Source organism: Rickettsia honei RB (assembly GCF_000263055.1).
Classification (GTDB): domain Bacteria; phylum Pseudomonadota; class Alphaproteobacteria; order Rickettsiales; family Rickettsiaceae; genus Rickettsia; species Rickettsia rickettsii.
In genome coordinates this window covers 96820-112170 of record NZ_AJTT01000004.1, presented here as the reverse complement: position 1 = coordinate 112170, position 15351 = coordinate 96820, and the positions used below count along the sequence as shown (strand labels likewise).

Sequence of the window (15351 nt, the reverse complement as noted above, 5' to 3'; positions counted from 1 at the left end):
TTATTTTTCATAAAATAAAATTACACTTCACTTACATAATTATATGAGCATTAGTTAAATTTAAAGTTTTTTGTATATAAATAATATATTGCTTAATCTTTTGAAACTGCTTAAAATTGATTTTTAATTTATGTAAATAATGTAAATACTATGACAAAACAAGCTAATAAAATATCCTATGATGAAGTACCTTATTCTCCATTTACTTTCAGTTATACCTCCCCACCTTATTTAAGAACTATCGGTAAGCTATTCGGGCTAAACCCTCCACCTCTTGAAACTGCTAAAATACTTGAACTCGGTTGTGGAATCGGTGTTAATCTGCTTAACTTTGCTGAAACATATCCTAAATCACAATCTCTAGGTGTTGACTTATCCAAAACACAAATAGAATTAGGTAAAAAAATTATCAGTGATTTGAAAATAAAAAATGCCGAACTAAAGGCATTATCTATATTGGACCTTGATGAGTCATACGGTAAGTTTGATTACATAGTTTGTCACGGCGTATATTCATGGGTACCTGAAGAAGTACAAGATAAAATACTCAAAGTCTGTAATAAACTGCTAAATCCGAACGGCATAGCTTTTGTAAGCTATAATACGCTCCCAGGCTGGAATATGCAGAGAACAATACGTGAAATGATTATATTCCATTCAGAGCTATTTAATACTAGCCATGATAAATTACAGCAAGCTAAATTACTTTTAAAGTTCATCAATGACTCATTAGAAAGCTCCACAACGCCTTATTCTAATTTCTTACGAGATGAAACAAAATTATTATCTGCATATACGGACTCATATGTATTACATGAATATTTAGGCGAAATTAATACAGGTATATATTTTCACCAATTCATAGAAAAAGCTCAAAAAAATCATCTAAATTACTTAGGTGATACGTCGCTTACTGCAATGTTTATCGGTAATTTACCTACTCAGGCAGCAGAAAAGCTACAAGCCGTTAATGATATTGTTCGTACTGAGCAATATATGGATTTTATCACTAATAGAAAGTTCCGCTCGACATTATTATGTCATCAAAACATACCTATAAACAGAAAAATTGAATTTAACAATTTAAAAGAGTTTTTTACTAGCCTTAATATTAGACCGGTAATTCTAGAAAAAGCTGTTGATTTAACTAACGAACAGGAAAATGTTAGCTTCTATTACGAAAATTTACCTGAGCCTTTTATTTCAACCACTTCGCCGATCATGAAAGCTATTTTATATGTATATGCCGAAAATATTAGCAATCCGATAAGCTTAGAACAAGTAGCAAAAGAAGCTTTTAAAAAGCTTGGTAAATATCAATTACAAGATTTCTTAGCAGCATTAGAACAGCATTTTATCATATTCATTTTTCAAGGTTATCTCAAAATATTTGAGACAAAACCTCATGCTATAGCAACTATCACCGAAAAACCTAAAACTAGCGAATTTGCAAGATACCAAGCAAAACAAGCATATTTTAATAATGTAACTAGCGTGTTTAGCGTCACTAATAGACTTAACGATATGGTAGGTATACCGATACATGAAAAATATATTTTAGAAATGTTAGACGGTACGCATAATATTGATGATATTAAGAAAGGCGTTCTTGAAAAAATTAATTCAAAACTTTTAACTGCTCGTGACGATAAAGGACAGGAAGTAACAGATCCAAAATTATTAAAAGAATTTGTTGACTATGTAGTTAATACATCCCTTGAGAAATTCCGGATGAATTATCTGTTAGTAGAGTAATTAAAATGTTCGTGATCAAGTCTGCTTTGTTGCATGGATCAGCTTTTTCGTTATTGCAAGTAGTCGTAGACTACAGCCAATCCATAAAAATATAATCCGAGTAAATGAAGAGTAGCTATACGAAGATCAACTTGGAAAAGAGCAAGGAGCCTGTAATCCGAGGAGCAGAGCGTATACTTAATACGTGAGCATCCGAGGACTTACAAAGACGACACAGTCAATTTTTCAAGTTGAACGAGTATAACTATGCTACTAATTTTTCACGCAATACTTCAACTAACTTATTAATTGCTTCGGTTGGGTGGATGTTTTCAAGGATAGCAAGCTCGCCTGCAAGTCTATTTAAAGCTGATTCGTAGAGTGTTCTTTCACTGTAAGAACGATCATTATCAACATTTTTATGTAAGTCCCGTAATACTTCGGCTATAGCTACAATATTACCTGAGTTAATTTTGCCTTCATATTCTTGGGCTCTTCTACTCCACATTCTATTTCCTTGTTTTGGTTTACCTTGAAGAGTTGAATATATGACATCTAAATCTTTTCTGCTTGCAACCGCTCTAAGACCAACAACCGCAGCTCTACTAACAGGCACTTTTAATGTCATTTTATCCTGCGAAAAGGAAATTACATATACTTTAATTTCAGTACCTGCAATAGTATGATATTCTATATTTGTTATTTCACCAACTCCATGTGCAGGATAGACAATTCTCTGCCCTATTTTAAACTCAGATTTTTGTTCGGATTGTGTTGTATTTGCCATTATTAATTCCTCCGTAGTGGTTTTAGTGCCTAAGAACTTATATGTTAGACTATTATTTTCTATAGCATAGCACATTTTGCTTTTATTATAAAGTAGAGATTTTTATTGAAATAAAATTGATACGATCTTATTGTAGATAATATTAATAAGTTAAAGGAATAAATATGCGAAGTATTTTTATTATACTAATATTTTTATTATTTTTGAGTAGCTGTTCAGAAGAAAAAGCACAAGATAAGAACCATGAGGAAAAACAAATAATAGAGCACGAAACTCAAAATAACGAAACTTCTAAAGAAACGAATCAGGAAGCCGTAAATTCTGAAAATACGGCTGAATCAATAGTTCCTGCTAATGATAATAATCAGACTGATGAAGTATCAACGCCGGCTTCACAAAAACAAAAAAATCCTGCAATAAAACCTGTTAAAGTCACTTTTAAAGTTGATGATAATGATATGGTTCTTGGTAACAAAAAATCAAATGTTATAGTAGTCGAGTATTTTTCTCCTACCTGTCCGCATTGTGCTTATTATCATCAAACAATTTTTCCGGAACTTAAGAAAAAATATATTGATACTAACAAAATTGCATATGTGGTTCGTGAATTTATTGCTACTAAACAAGATTTAGATGCTGCAATTTTAGCCCGCTGCAAGGGGGATACAAATAGTTTTACACAACTTCATAATATCATATTAATACAACAAGATAAGTGGGCATACAGCAATAAATACAGAGAATTATTAACTGATATAGGACAACTTGGCGGTATTTCTCCGGAAGAATATAAACAATGTTTAAATAATGATAAAATTACTGCAATACTAATTGCTAATACCAATTTTGTAGCAAAAGCACCCCAATTTATAGGTACTCCTTCTTTCTTCGTTAACGGAGTACAAACAGGAAGTTATAGCATAGATACTATTTCCACAGCAGTTGATAAAGCTTTAGAGGAGCAGAAAGAAAAAGCAAAAAATGAAATGAGCTTGTAATTTAGATCGTCATTGCGAGCAGTCGTAGACTGTGCGGCAATCTCGTTAAATATCCTGAGATTGCTTCGTCGACGGCTATGGCGTCTTCTCGCAATGACGGAGATAAACTAATGAATACGGAAAAACTAAAAGATATCAAAGCAAGAATTAAAGACTTAAAAACTCCTAAGTTTTCTAATCCTAAAATTCGGCAAGCAATTAGCCCCTTCACTATCGCTGTAGATTTAGTTTCAGGTACAATGGTAGGTGTCGTAATTGGAATATTTACGGATAAAATTTTTAATTCTAAACCTTTATTTCTTATTATATTTACAATAATAGGAATGATTGCCGGCTTTAACATTATAAGGCAAAAAGTAAATAATAAAAAGTAAGGAAATGACTCATAGCCCTTTAGCACAATTTGATATCAAAAAATTAATAGACATCAAAATGTTCAGTTTTGACGTCAGCTTTACTAATTCGAGTATCTATATGTTACTTGCTAGCATCTTAGCTCTAACTTATTTTTACTTAGCTTTTTATAACCGGAAATTAGTACCTTCTAGATTACAAGTGAGTGCTGAAATAGTTTATAATCTTGTAGCTGATATGTTAAATCAGAATATAGGAGTAAAAGGACGTAAATTTATTCCGTTAGTTTTTAGTTTATTTATTTTCATTTTATTCTGTAATTTACTTGGTATGACACCTTATAGCTTTACTGCTACTAGTCATATTATCGTTACTTTTACCTTGGCAATTCTAGTATTTTTAATGGTAACTATAGTCGGTTTTGCAAAACACGGCTTACGTTTTTTAACCCTTTTTTTACCGCATGGTACTCCTTTATGGTTAGCACCGTTGATGATAGTAATTGAACTATTTACATATTTAGCAAGACCGGTTAGTTTATCATTACGACTTGCCGCTAATATGATGGCAGGACATGTTTTATTAAAAGTAATAGCCGGTTTTACCGTGTCATTAATGATTTACTTGAAATTTCTGCCAATCCCTATTATGGTGATACTAATTGGGTTTGAAATTTTTGTTGCAATACTTCAAGCTTATATTTTTACTATTTTATCTTGTATGTATCTTAATGATGCTATTAATTTACACTAGGCTTTTTGCACAACTTGCTTCTAAAGGTAATTTGTACGTCAATCCGATGCTTGAATCCTCAAGTACTTTTTTGTACTCTGCAGTTCTGTGCTTCGTGTTTCCTGCAAATTCCTCTTTATTAGCTTCGTTGTGCAAAAAGCCTATTATACAGATAATTAGATAAAATTTTTTGATTAATTAAAAGTGAGTTTTTTATGGACATGGTTTCTTTAAAATTTATTGGTACAGGACTTATGGCTATCGGCATGTATGGTGCAGCTTTAGGCGTTAGTAACATATTTAGCTCTCTACTTAGTGCAATAGCACGAAACCCTTCGGCTACAGAAAACTTACAAAGAATGGCTCTGATCGGTGCAGGTCTTGCTGAAGCAATGGGACTTTTTTCCTTTGTAATTGCTATGTTACTTATTTTTTCTTAAAATTCATTTTTAAATAAGATGCCTCAATTTGATATTGCTACCTATTATTCACAAATTTTTTGGCTTATCGTTACTTTCGGCTTATTGTATATCTTTGTTTATAAATTTATAATTCCAAAAGCTGAAGAAATTTTTAATAATAGACAGACAAATATTCAAGATAATATTACGCAAGCCGATACATTGACCATAGAAGTAGAAAAGCTAAATAAATATTATAACGAGGAAATAGACAAAACAAATGCTGAAATAGATAGACTAAAAAAAGAAAAAATAGACTCTTTAGAGTCAGAATTTTTAATTAAAAAAAAGAATCTAGAGCAAGATTTAAAAAACGCTATAAATCAAAACATTGAAGATATAAATTTAGCTGCTAAGCAATTTAGAACTAATAAAAGCGCAGCAATCATAAAGCTTGCCGTTAATATTATTGAAAAAATAGCTGGCACTAAAGCAGATATGAATTTACTACAAAATATAAAAGTAAAATAATGAATTTCCTAGATGAGAGCTTCTGGCTTGCCGTTAGTTTTGTAATTTTTTTATATTTAGTTTATAGACCGGCAAAAAAAGCCATTTTAAATTCTTTAGATGCTAAGATTTTAGAAGTCCAAGAAAAAGTTCTACAAGCTGAAAAGTTAAAAGACGATGCTGCTTTGCTCTTTAAACACACCAACGCACAAATAAAGAAATTAAAAACTTTACGCTCTCAAATGATAGAAGAAAGTAATGAAGTTACCAAGAAAATCATTCAAGAAAAAACTAAAGAAATTGAAGAATTTTTAGAGCATAAAAAATCTGATGCTATACAGTTAATGCAAAACCAAAAATCAACCGCAAGTAAAGAGCTACAAGATGAATTTTGTGATGAAGTGATAAAACTTGTATCCGAATATTTTAAATCAGTTAAGCTTTCAGAAAGCAATATTGCTAAAAATTTAATGGATAAATCTGATTTTCCTCAGGATGAGGGTAAAGCTACATAGCCACACTAACCACTAGCTAGCAATTTATTTAAAATTGCTTCATCATTAACACATACCCGTAATATTGAGCCATCAATAAAATATTCAGAATGTGCGTTTGTTATCTTATTTGTTAATTCAGGATAGGCTCTAACAAATTCTTTTACACAAGTGAAGTTTTTGCTAGAGCTGTTAATCGCTCCTAAGCAAATCGCTTCAAAACATAACATTTTAGCTATTTCTATATTTTTAAGGTCAGATAAAATTCCTAGTTGTTTTGCTATAAATATCTATCACCTAAATAGCCTTGCACCCCCAATTTCCTAAGATTGAGAACTTACTATTCCACTTATCTTTAGCAGCATTAATATATATTTTATTCAAAACATTCTTTTGTATTTTTTGTTTAATTTCTAATGTAACTTCCTCAAAATCGCCTCTTTATAATATAAACTCCCTAGTTTCATTATTTTTTATAAATTCTGGTGCAATTTTTTTGAGATAAGTTTTTAGCCTTGTAGTGACCTAAACCTAAAGTTTGACGTACATTAAATAAGATTGTTTATAAAACTCTATAGCTTCGTATGTATTATCTAATTTTCATAAATCACTCCGATATTATTAAGAGAGCTAGCAATATGAACTAATTCTTGATCGATTTTTAAAGCTTTCTTATAATATTTTAACGATTCTTCAAATTTACATAATATATATTCATTATAATAACCCATTTTTGATATAAATTTGCCTTTCTACATTTATCCATTTCAATATCATAATTTAATATTTTTACTACATGGGGATAAAATATTTTAGAATTTTCCCAGTCTTCACTTGGAACATCTGTTAATATTGGAAATAAATCATCTAAGATTTCATCTATCGCATGTTCTTTATTTTATTTATATATTGCTTTGTTATAAATTGCATTAATCTATGTAATTTAAAAATAATTCTTCAAAAATCTCTATACTGATAAACTCAGGGTCTAAATCTGCAGAATATTGTAAAATATCTGCCAAGCTAAAGGTGATTTTTCTAATAATTGTATTAATAAAACGGTTTCTATATGATCATCTTTGCTATTTTTAAAGTAATTATGTAATCATTTACTTTAAGTAATTTATTTGCTTTTAAATATGCTACTGCTTTAGATAGCCTATAAGGTGATGCAGCATCGTTACTACCAAAGTCTTCTACTAATTTATCAATATCTTTCTTGTTTAATCTATTTTTTAGAGATTTCTTTAAATATAATATCGCTTCTTTTTTACTAAAAGACTCTACTAATATAATATTTTCTATATCATTACTTAAATTATTATTTTTAGTAGTAATTATCACTTGTGCCTTATCATTAAGTATATTAATTATACTGTTAAGATAAGGCTCTATATCTTTATGATCTTCAACATTATCAAAAATAAATAATATAGCTGAATTTAAATTAGCAATCCTCTCATGGACTAATCTTATTATGTTTTCTTCCTTTTCATCTATTACATAAATAGTAAATTCTTTAGCAAGTTGTCTATATGCTTCAAGGACTTTGTCTACAGAATCTGCGTTAATAAAACGTACTATTTTCTTTTTCGCTTGTGTTTGTCTATCTCCATATTTTATAGCTAGCGTGGTTTTACCGGCTCCAGCGAAAGCACTAATTGTTACAAATCGTTTTTCGTTTAAAGTTTCTTCTATTTGTTGTAATATTTCATTATGGACAATCAAATTATAAGTTGATAAACTTACTTCAATTAACCTTAAAATTTGCTCTCTTAAGTCATCTACTTTAACTTTAGGTAAGTTTGTAAAGATATAATATTTGCCATATTGAGGTTCATATAGTTCTTTTATTACTTTTAACTGTTGTTTTATTAAATTTGGTATTTCTTTTACTCAATTTGCTCAACTGTGCTAGATACCAATCACTACTGCCCTTATTATTTGTATTTGCTATATCTACAGACAAATTTACTTCTTTTATACAATAATGACCTTTGTAAGAAAGTTCAAATGTTCCCTCAGGGGTTATGATCTCTTTTGATGGGCAACCTTGTGCGGCATTATTTTCTAAATGCTTATAAACCTCTAAAAATTGTCCGGTTGCAATATTACCGCTTATAAGCTGATCGATTACCTCTAAGAAGTTTCCAAATGTCGTTGCAGTAGCATTTTTATATATTAGATTGCTTGCTAAAGGTAATAAATATCAAGTGCTTTATTAATATGCGGATTACAGACATTTACAAAATTTGGAGCTGATAAATAAGTTGTTATATTTAAAATTTTTACGTCAAAGGTAGTTTCATGGCTATACATCTGCGGCTAAAGATTTTCTGTAGCTAAACCCGGGCTATCGAATGTGATTGCCTTTACTTTTGGATAATGAAAATCTCTATGAGCAAAATATAAACTAAGCTCTGCGAACCATACACCTAAAAAATGACCTGTGAAAAAAATTATAATTATTCTCTTCAGCATATTTGGTAATCTCCTTTGTAGCTTCATTTGCGGCCGCTTGCTGTGCCAATCTGTCCACCTAAAATACTTTTAAAATGAGCTTTAAACGGTGAATTAGTTTTGAGCAAATCTAATTTTTCAAATGTAGTACCTCGATAGGTAAGTACAATTTGTTTTACTTTTTCATTTACATATGCTACTGCGTAATATCTACCTATTTCTCAGGCTCCAGTCTTTTAATTGTTCATTTCGGGTTTTGACCTTTTCATTATTTTCTTTTTCTACAGCAAACTCTACAATATCATTTTCCGTAGAATCCATATAAGCATGTAAACTAAATAACCCATGGACAAAGTCGGTAGGGTGGTGCTTTATAGTTTTGATTATTTAAGATAATTTTACTTTCAATCTTTTGTACAAGCTCACTAGAAGCATTAGGCATCTTGCCCTAGCTTACATTACCGATAAAATTATTATTTTGGATTTTAGCAGCTATTTCCTCTAGCTGCGGAAGCGTTAAATGTAGATTGCTAAAATCTAAATGAACAAATGAAGAGGCATGCTTTTCTAGACACACTATAATTGTTTGATAGTCACTTATAGTTTGAGAATTCTGAATTTAAAATTAGATTATTTAAGATCTTATATTATAGGAAAATATAGAATGGTGACCCCTACGGGACTCGAACCCGTGTTCCCACCGTGAAAGGGTGGTGTCCTAACCGCTAGACGAAGGGGCCTTAATTTTAAAGTAAGCAATATAGTTAGCCATACCGTGGCTATGACCACGGCATGACATTAAGTTAGAAGTTTTATATAACACCTTTGCAAATATTGCAAGTATAAAAATTATAGGTTTACCTTAAGCTTAACACTACCTTGATGACTTCTATAATGTTTATTTAGATAATAATTATAATCCAACGAAATAGTAGTATTTTTGATACTGCCTATAATACCCGTTCCTAAATTATAGGATGTTTTCGGTTGCTTCGGTATTAGATAATTATGTTTGAATGTATTATCAAATATTTTAACAACTCTATTTATTCTTTGGGTTTTCTCTTTAAAATTATGTTCTACCGCTCCTTGGAATGTTAGACCTAAATTATTAAATTTTAGAGCATCTTTTAAAGGTACTGTGACTTTAGTACCGACAATTCCAGACAATATATTATTCTCTTTCATTGTAAGAGCTATTTCTTGTACGTTAACACCGGTTTCATTATATACCCCGTCTCGTGACTTCCCGTATCTTAAGCCGATATTCGGGGTAATAACGAGCTTGCTCTGCAAAAGATAATTATAATGCAGTAATGCTTCCGCATTATAACTATGATTACGATGTTTTACATTACTTCTAATTTTAGTATCACCATATGAATAAGTTGTTTTATCTTTAATAAAGTTTTTGGAAGCAGATACTAAAGCTTGTAGTGCAAAATTCTTCGGTAATTCTTTTTGTCCGTAAATAGAAACCACATGACTATTAATAAGTTCTTTATCATTATTTTTACTATTTTTAAATTTAAATACTGAATGAACATTACTATAAGCTATACCTACGATATTATTGTCGATTTCAGCATCGAACCCGATAGTAGCACCTTTGTTAGTACCTCTATAACCGGTCATATTCTCAACGCGTCCATGATTATTAGTGCCGTATATACCACGCATCCACAAACCTCTTTTTATATGAGACTCTTCTTCATCACCGGCTCCCACTGCTACCATATTATTAGATATATTCATAGATGCATCTAATCTGTTACGAATCATATTATTTACAATAGTATTAACAACTTTCGCTTGATTTAAAGTAGGAGCGTTTTCTGAAATTTGCGTTTGCATTTCTTTTTTTGCTTCCTGTTCAAGAGGAATAACCGTATCAACTTCCGTTATTTTAAGATTACCCCCATCGGAATCGGATAATTGCCCTATTGTTTCTTCTTCCTCTTCAAACCCTGAATCATAACTTTCTTCATCTTCGCTACCATCGCCTAATGCTAAACATTCCTTTTCTCTATCATCACTTAATGCTAATGCACTCTCATTACTTGATGCAAGTGCAGGTAATGAAGATAATTGTCTACTTACTTCTGTGTCTTCTTGTTCTTCATCTCCTGCAGGTAAGGTAGATTCTGATTTACCATCCGACACTAACATTTCTTGTAACAATAACTGAGCAAGAATATCTGTAGCTTCTTCGCGAAGTAACGAAGAAATTTTTTTATCATGTTCTTGTAATTGTGCATTTATTGCTAAAAGCACTTTTTCATCTAATTCCTCTACATCCTGTATACGATTACTTATATAAGCCATTGCTTCTTTAATATGATTAAGTTCCTCTCTAGAACTTGAACCAGACAATTCTTCTATTTCTTGTATTTTATTGCTTAATACTCTTATATAGGTATCTACATAATCTTTATTAATTTCTATATTTAGAGTATCTACCGGAGTTACAACATCACGACTACTCAAATCATCATCATTAGAGAAGCTGTTTATGCTACCAACTGAAGATGAACATGAAAATACTGGCTTACTCTCAGTTACCTTAGGTTTAGATTCAGTATCTAGATGCTTTATCTTCCCTTCTAACCAAATCTTTTCTTTATTTAAATTATCTAAACCACTAACCGAAGGTGAATGGGATAGATTTGATTCTGCATCACTAAGTACATTGCTTATGTCATCAATTGAATAGGAACGTAATATTGATACATCTGTGCTTGAAGACTTTTCATTTAAAGAAAATTCTGCTTCTATGGCTTTCCTTTTTTCTTTTAATTGTGATTCTTTTGAAGATAAGTCTAGTGCTTCCATAGCTAACCGCTTAAATTCTAGGTTTTCTGGATCTTGATATTGATTCAATTTGGCAATAGCTTGCTTTTCCTTAACTATTCTAGCTTCCTCTACTTCTAATAGTTTATCTTCTAAATCCAAATACTCTAATTTCTTGTCAAGCTCGGCACTTTTGAATAATGGTATAGGTAATTTTCGTTTACTAGTATTCGTGTAACTTATAGATGGCTTAGGTTGCTCTGTCTTATATATTGTTTCTGATGCTAAATTCTCATAACTAACCGACTCATATATAGTAGATAAATTAGATAATGGCTGTGTACCTTTTTTAATAGTACTATCAACCAAATTTAGTCTACCTTGTGATCTATCAAGTAAAGCTTCAGCTTCTTTTAGTACCTCAGGGGGAGCAGTATTATATATTGAAGCATCTACATCTGTAAGTTCTTTTACTATAGTACTATCAACCAAATTTAGTCTACCTTGTGATCTATCAAGTAAAGCTTCAGCTTCTTTTAGTACCTCAGGGGGAGCAGTATTATATATTGAAGCATCTACATCTGTAAGTTCTTTTACTATAGTACTATCAACCAAATTTAGTCTACCTTGTGATCTATCATTTATTATAATATTTTTATGATCTTCTCGAAATTGTTGAGCTTGCGGAGAGTTATATAGTGACCCTACATTTATAGGTGGGGTTACAGCTAAATTTTTTGGTAAGCTATCCATATTAGTAGTCACCATAGAATGACTATTTCCCCCATTTGGATTAAATCCAACATCTACATCTGTTTCTATATTATTAAAGTGTTTATCTGCTCTACTTTTAATAGCATCCAATTTTTTTTCTACTTTTGCATTATAAGCTTTTATATCTTTCGGTTTGCGTATTAATACCTGCTGTAATTCTTGAGAGATTTTAATTGTTTCTTGGTAATCATTTTCTATTTCCTGTAAAACTAAACTAAGTGATTTTCTTTGTGAAGGACTGGTTGTTTGCAGTATTGCGGTTCTCTTTGCATCTAAAAGGCTTATAAGCTGAGTTGCCTTTTTTGTGAATCCAATAACTACACTTAAACTAGACTCCTTATGATTCTCATTTCCCCAAGCGTGGCCAAATTTTCCCTCTTGATCTACTGTTCTTTGCTTTGAGGTTTCTCCATCTCTTTTCCTTTTTCTGTTCTCTGCATAATTTATTTGCAAAATTGACCCTACTTTTGATACAGCTCTCTTTATTATATTACCTTGTTTTTTCTTACTAGAAACTAAATAGGTACTTTCTTCAGTTAAAGTTTCTTGAGGTACATAATGTAAATCTAGCCCTAGATCATCCTGCACACCTAAAGTTTCTGTACGCATTTTTTCTGATTGCAGTTGTTGTATCTCCGGAATACTTCCACTTACATTATTTTTCCTCGATGAGTCACTTTTAGCAACAGTTGTATTTGGTGCTGGCGTTATTAAACCAAGAGTTTCTATAGTTAACGTATCAGGTTGTTTTAGATTCTGAACGAACGCGTCGCCAGCTAAATCTAAATATTCTAATCCTTTTTTATCAAGCTTTGGACTTGAAGAATATGGTGCAGAATTTTTCCAATTGTTGTCAGATCTCAAGCTTTCATCTGTAGTTGTGGTTTGTAACAATGCTGATTTTTCTTCAAAATTTGATGATATTACACTTTTAGCTGAAGACGAGCGTGATAATACTGGAGTACTGCTTTTTCTTGAATTCTCTTCATACTCTGCATAAGACTGAGATATTTCCGCTTGCTCATATACTTTTTGAGTTTCTGGAATTCTAGCTTGCTGAATTTCATATAATTGCTCGAACAAACCTTCATATGCCTTTATACTGGCAAGATGTGCAACCTCACCTAATTTTTGACTAAATTGATCCGCACTAAACTTTTTCATTTCTGTTGCTAAACTATCTATTACACTATCTATTTGAGCTTGATTTGACTGATTTGGCTGTATGCTATTCAAATAATTAATGTATTGTGAAGCCTTAGCCTCATAAATATCTTTTGAATGACTTGGAATAGGGTCCTCTATTGTATAAGGTTGCTGCTGAACTTTTATTGGCACTAAGTACCCCTCTTCATCCTCTGGTTGTTCACCTAAAATTCTCTGAAGCCCATGACTTAATGGTATAATTGGCTTTGCTTTTGGCGACTGCTTATAAGTAGGACCGGTAGAACTATTATAAACAACAGGAGTTACTAACTTTAGATTTTCCTCTATCTTATTTAATTGTTCAGAATCACCATTCATTTTATCTTGCATGACTCGTAATGCCGTTCTACTTGTTTCTTTTTTCGCACTAGCAGCTACTTCTTTAGCTTTTTCTTGTTTCTTTATTTCTGATAACTGCTTTTGTGCTTCTTGTTTTTTCTTTTCTCTTTTTGTTCCAGCACTACTTTTTCTTGCATTATCTCCGCTTGATTTATTTCTATTAAATACACCTTGCCGAGCCTCATTAATTCTTGCTTGCTGTGCTTGAAACGCACTAACTTCGGTTGACGCCGTTGTAACCGGAACTGTTTCCTGCGATTTTATCGAAACTTTATTTGCTGGAATATCTATTTTTTCTATTTTCTGAAATAATCTATCTGCTTTATTGTTTTTACTTGTTAACTCTTTTTCAAGTTTCTTTATTTTATCTTTATTTTCACCTATTTTGATTTTTGTTTCTATCTCTTCAGCTCTTGACTTGAGTGCTTCTGTTGTTTTTTGTGTTGAAGTTAGCTTCGTATACAACTTCTGCAATCGTTCTTTATCTTTTTTATCTGTGGTATCTTTAATAGCCTGTGTTACTTCAGCTAACTTGATTCCTATCATCTCATTAACTCGTGATATATTACTTACCATTCCTGCTACAATTTCAGTACTGCTTTTTTTTATAGGCAACGGTACAAATGTCGGCTTCGGAGGAACTTCTGGTTTAACCTGTGAGCTAGATTGCACTGCCTGTTGTTGCGGGTCGCTACTGCTAAACGATAATCTTCGTGCTGCCTTTGAGTTTGTGTTTATGTTTGGTGGTGTATTAGCTCCTAAACTATCATTTGGTTTAGAATCTGAAGTAGGCTGATACAGAGTCGCCGGTATTGATGATGGAGTACCAGGTGCCGTAGTATAATGTTCAGGTGATGTCAGGGTAGTATTTGGTGTATTAGGTGCAGTGATAAAACTATTTGAAGCTGGGCTAACAGTAGGCGAAGACGCTGTTATTATAATCTCTGATTTTTGAAGCATTTGTTCTGTCGATTCAGGAGTACTTTGTTCTGTTTTTTCAATGCCTGCAAATGTTTTGCGTCTAGTAATTGGTCGTACTTTTCTTGCTTTCCCGACATCAGACTTACTACGTGCTACCACTTTATAATGATCCTCTATAGGAACATCTTTTAATGGATTAGATGCCTTAGGTTTGTTAGATATTTTCATTTCTCTTATTTCAGATGGAGTATATGTGTTTATTTCTGGTTCCGGTACAATTACTGTTCCTATCTGCTGCGGGGTATTTGTCGTATCTTTGTGTCCGTTTAATTGTGACACGTGATTCAACAATTTATTACTGAGATCGATACGAAATGCTTCTTTACTCATCGCCATACCCTCAAAAGGTATTGCAGCTCCTACTGAAATGGAGGCAAGCAGAGAATATTTTAAAAATCTTGATTTTTTTAGTAAATATTGTCCTGTTAACTTATTCATTACAAATATCTCAATTTAAATTAAAATTTTATGTACATAACGTTGGAAATTATAATGAATAAGTTAATAAAAAGCAATATATAAGTTAATTTATCTTAACTTATAATTACAAGAGAATTTTGTTCTAATTATTGAAAATATAACAGATATAACGTATAATGTATTTTTAACTTTTGATAAAAAACACTGCGATATTTTAAAATAACTTTGGAAACAGAGTATAATGGTATTTTGTTAGTTTTATTTACGGTATTATTGTTTATTTTTCGCTTGATTTTGAGCTTTCATTTACAACAATTTTTTTCATTTTTTGTGTTTGTTTAATATTAACCTTTACTAGAAATTCTAATATA

At 31.4% G+C, this 15351-nt stretch carries 14 protein-coding genes, 1 tRNA gene and 1 pseudogene; 7 read left to right on the top strand and 9 right to left on the bottom strand.

The window, feature by feature from the left end:
• Nucleotides 1-150 precede the first annotated feature (150 nt).
• Nucleotides 151-1755 carry a methyltransferase regulatory domain-containing protein gene (locus WSW_RS0105095; protein ID WP_016917326.1) on the top strand — a complete coding sequence of 535 codons (1605 nt, stop codon included), beginning with the start codon at nucleotides 151-153 and terminating at the stop codon, nucleotides 1753-1755.
• Between the two features lie 244 nt (nucleotides 1756-1999).
• Here WSW_RS0105095 and WSW_RS0105090 read toward each other — a convergent pair whose 3' ends face one another.
• Nucleotides 2000-2521 carry a CarD family transcriptional regulator gene (locus WSW_RS0105090; RefSeq protein WP_010976718.1) on the bottom strand — a complete coding sequence of 174 codons (522 nt, stop codon included), beginning with the start codon at nucleotides 2519-2521 and terminating at the stop codon, nucleotides 2000-2002.
• A gap of 164 nt (nucleotides 2522-2685) precedes the next feature.
• On the opposite strand from WSW_RS0105090, the gene WSW_RS0105085 reads away from it, so the two are divergent.
• From WSW_RS0105085 to WSW_RS0105075, 3 genes are all read left to right on the top strand, one after another.
• Complete coding sequence (locus tag WSW_RS0105085; protein WP_016917324.1) at nucleotides 2686-3519, top strand: DsbA family protein; 834 nt, start codon at nucleotides 2686-2688, stop codon at nucleotides 3517-3519.
• 110 nt (nucleotides 3520-3629) lie between these two features.
• Nucleotides 3630-3893 carry an AtpZ/AtpI family protein gene (locus WSW_RS0105080; RefSeq protein ID WP_029375005.1) on the top strand — a complete coding sequence of 88 codons (264 nt, stop codon included), beginning with the start codon at nucleotides 3630-3632 and terminating at the stop codon, nucleotides 3891-3893.
• Nucleotides 3894-3897: 4 nt separating this feature from the next.
• Nucleotides 3898-4626, top strand: coding sequence for a F0F1 ATP synthase subunit A (locus WSW_RS0105075; RefSeq protein ID WP_016917322.1), 729 nt, complete (start codon nucleotides 3898-3900; stop codon nucleotides 4624-4626).
• Here the strand turns inward: WSW_RS0105075 and WSW_RS1000000110870 are convergent.
• Entirely contained in the window at nucleotides 4618-4761 is a 144-nt protein-coding gene (locus tag WSW_RS1000000110870; protein WP_083832945.1) for a palindromic element RPE1 domain-containing protein, read from the bottom strand. The genes WSW_RS0105075 and WSW_RS1000000110870 overlap by 9 nt on opposite strands.
• A 59-nt stretch (nucleotides 4762-4820) precedes the next feature.
• Between WSW_RS1000000110870 and WSW_RS0105070 the strand changes: the two genes are divergently transcribed.
• Genes WSW_RS0105070 through WSW_RS0105060 form a run of 3 tightly spaced genes read left to right on the top strand, consistent with a single transcriptional unit; the run spans nucleotide 4821 to nucleotide 6031 of the window.
• Nucleotides 4821-5045 carry a F0F1 ATP synthase subunit C gene (locus WSW_RS0105070; protein WP_016917321.1) on the top strand — a complete coding sequence of 75 codons (225 nt, stop codon included), beginning with the start codon at nucleotides 4821-4823 and terminating at the stop codon, nucleotides 5043-5045.
• Nucleotides 5046-5063: 18 nt separating this feature from the next.
• Nucleotides 5064-5537, top strand: a complete 474-nt coding sequence (locus WSW_RS0105065) for a F0F1 ATP synthase subunit B family protein (RefSeq protein ID WP_016917320.1) — start codon at nucleotides 5064-5066, stop codon at nucleotides 5535-5537.
• Entirely contained in the window at nucleotides 5537-6031 is a 495-nt protein-coding gene (locus WSW_RS0105060; protein WP_016917319.1) for a F0F1 ATP synthase subunit B, read from the top strand. Before WSW_RS0105065 ends, WSW_RS0105060 begins: the two co-directional genes overlap by 1 nt.
• Before the next feature lie 5 nt (nucleotides 6032-6036).
• Here WSW_RS0105060 and WSW_RS0105055 read toward each other — a convergent pair whose 3' ends face one another.
• From WSW_RS0105055 to WSW_RS0105015, 7 genes and pseudogenes are all read right to left on the bottom strand, one after another.
• Complete coding sequence (locus WSW_RS0105055) at nucleotides 6037-6240, bottom strand: hypothetical protein (protein ID WP_016917318.1); 204 nt, start codon at nucleotides 6238-6240, stop codon at nucleotides 6037-6039.
• A gap of 363 nt (nucleotides 6241-6603) precedes the next feature.
• Nucleotides 6604-6776, bottom strand: a pseudogene (locus tag WSW_RS1000000111705) (tetratricopeptide repeat protein).
• A 299-nt stretch (nucleotides 6777-7075) separates the two neighbouring features.
• Complete coding sequence (locus WSW_RS1000000109500; protein ID WP_050542979.1) at nucleotides 7076-7738, bottom strand: AAA family ATPase; 663 nt, start codon at nucleotides 7736-7738, stop codon at nucleotides 7076-7078.
• 597 nt (nucleotides 7739-8335) lie between these two features.
• On the bottom strand, nucleotides 8336-8491 hold the full coding sequence (locus WSW_RS1000000113145) for a hypothetical protein (protein ID WP_016917316.1): 156 nt from the start codon (nucleotides 8489-8491) through the stop codon (nucleotides 8336-8338).
• A 427-nt stretch (nucleotides 8492-8918) separates the two neighbouring features.
• A complete protein-coding gene (locus WSW_RS1000000113630) occupies nucleotides 8919-9047 on the bottom strand; it encodes a hypothetical protein (protein ID WP_016917314.1) in 129 nt (42 codons plus the stop codon).
• Between the two features lie 88 nt (nucleotides 9048-9135).
• Nucleotides 9136-9210 (bottom strand) — tRNA-Glu (locus WSW_RS0105020).
• A 109-nt stretch (nucleotides 9211-9319) separates the two neighbouring features.
• Nucleotides 9320-14998, bottom strand: coding sequence for an autotransporter outer membrane beta-barrel domain-containing protein (locus tag WSW_RS0105015; protein WP_016917313.1), 5679 nt, complete (start codon nucleotides 14996-14998; stop codon nucleotides 9320-9322).
• Nucleotides 14999-15351: the final 353 nt, after the last annotated feature.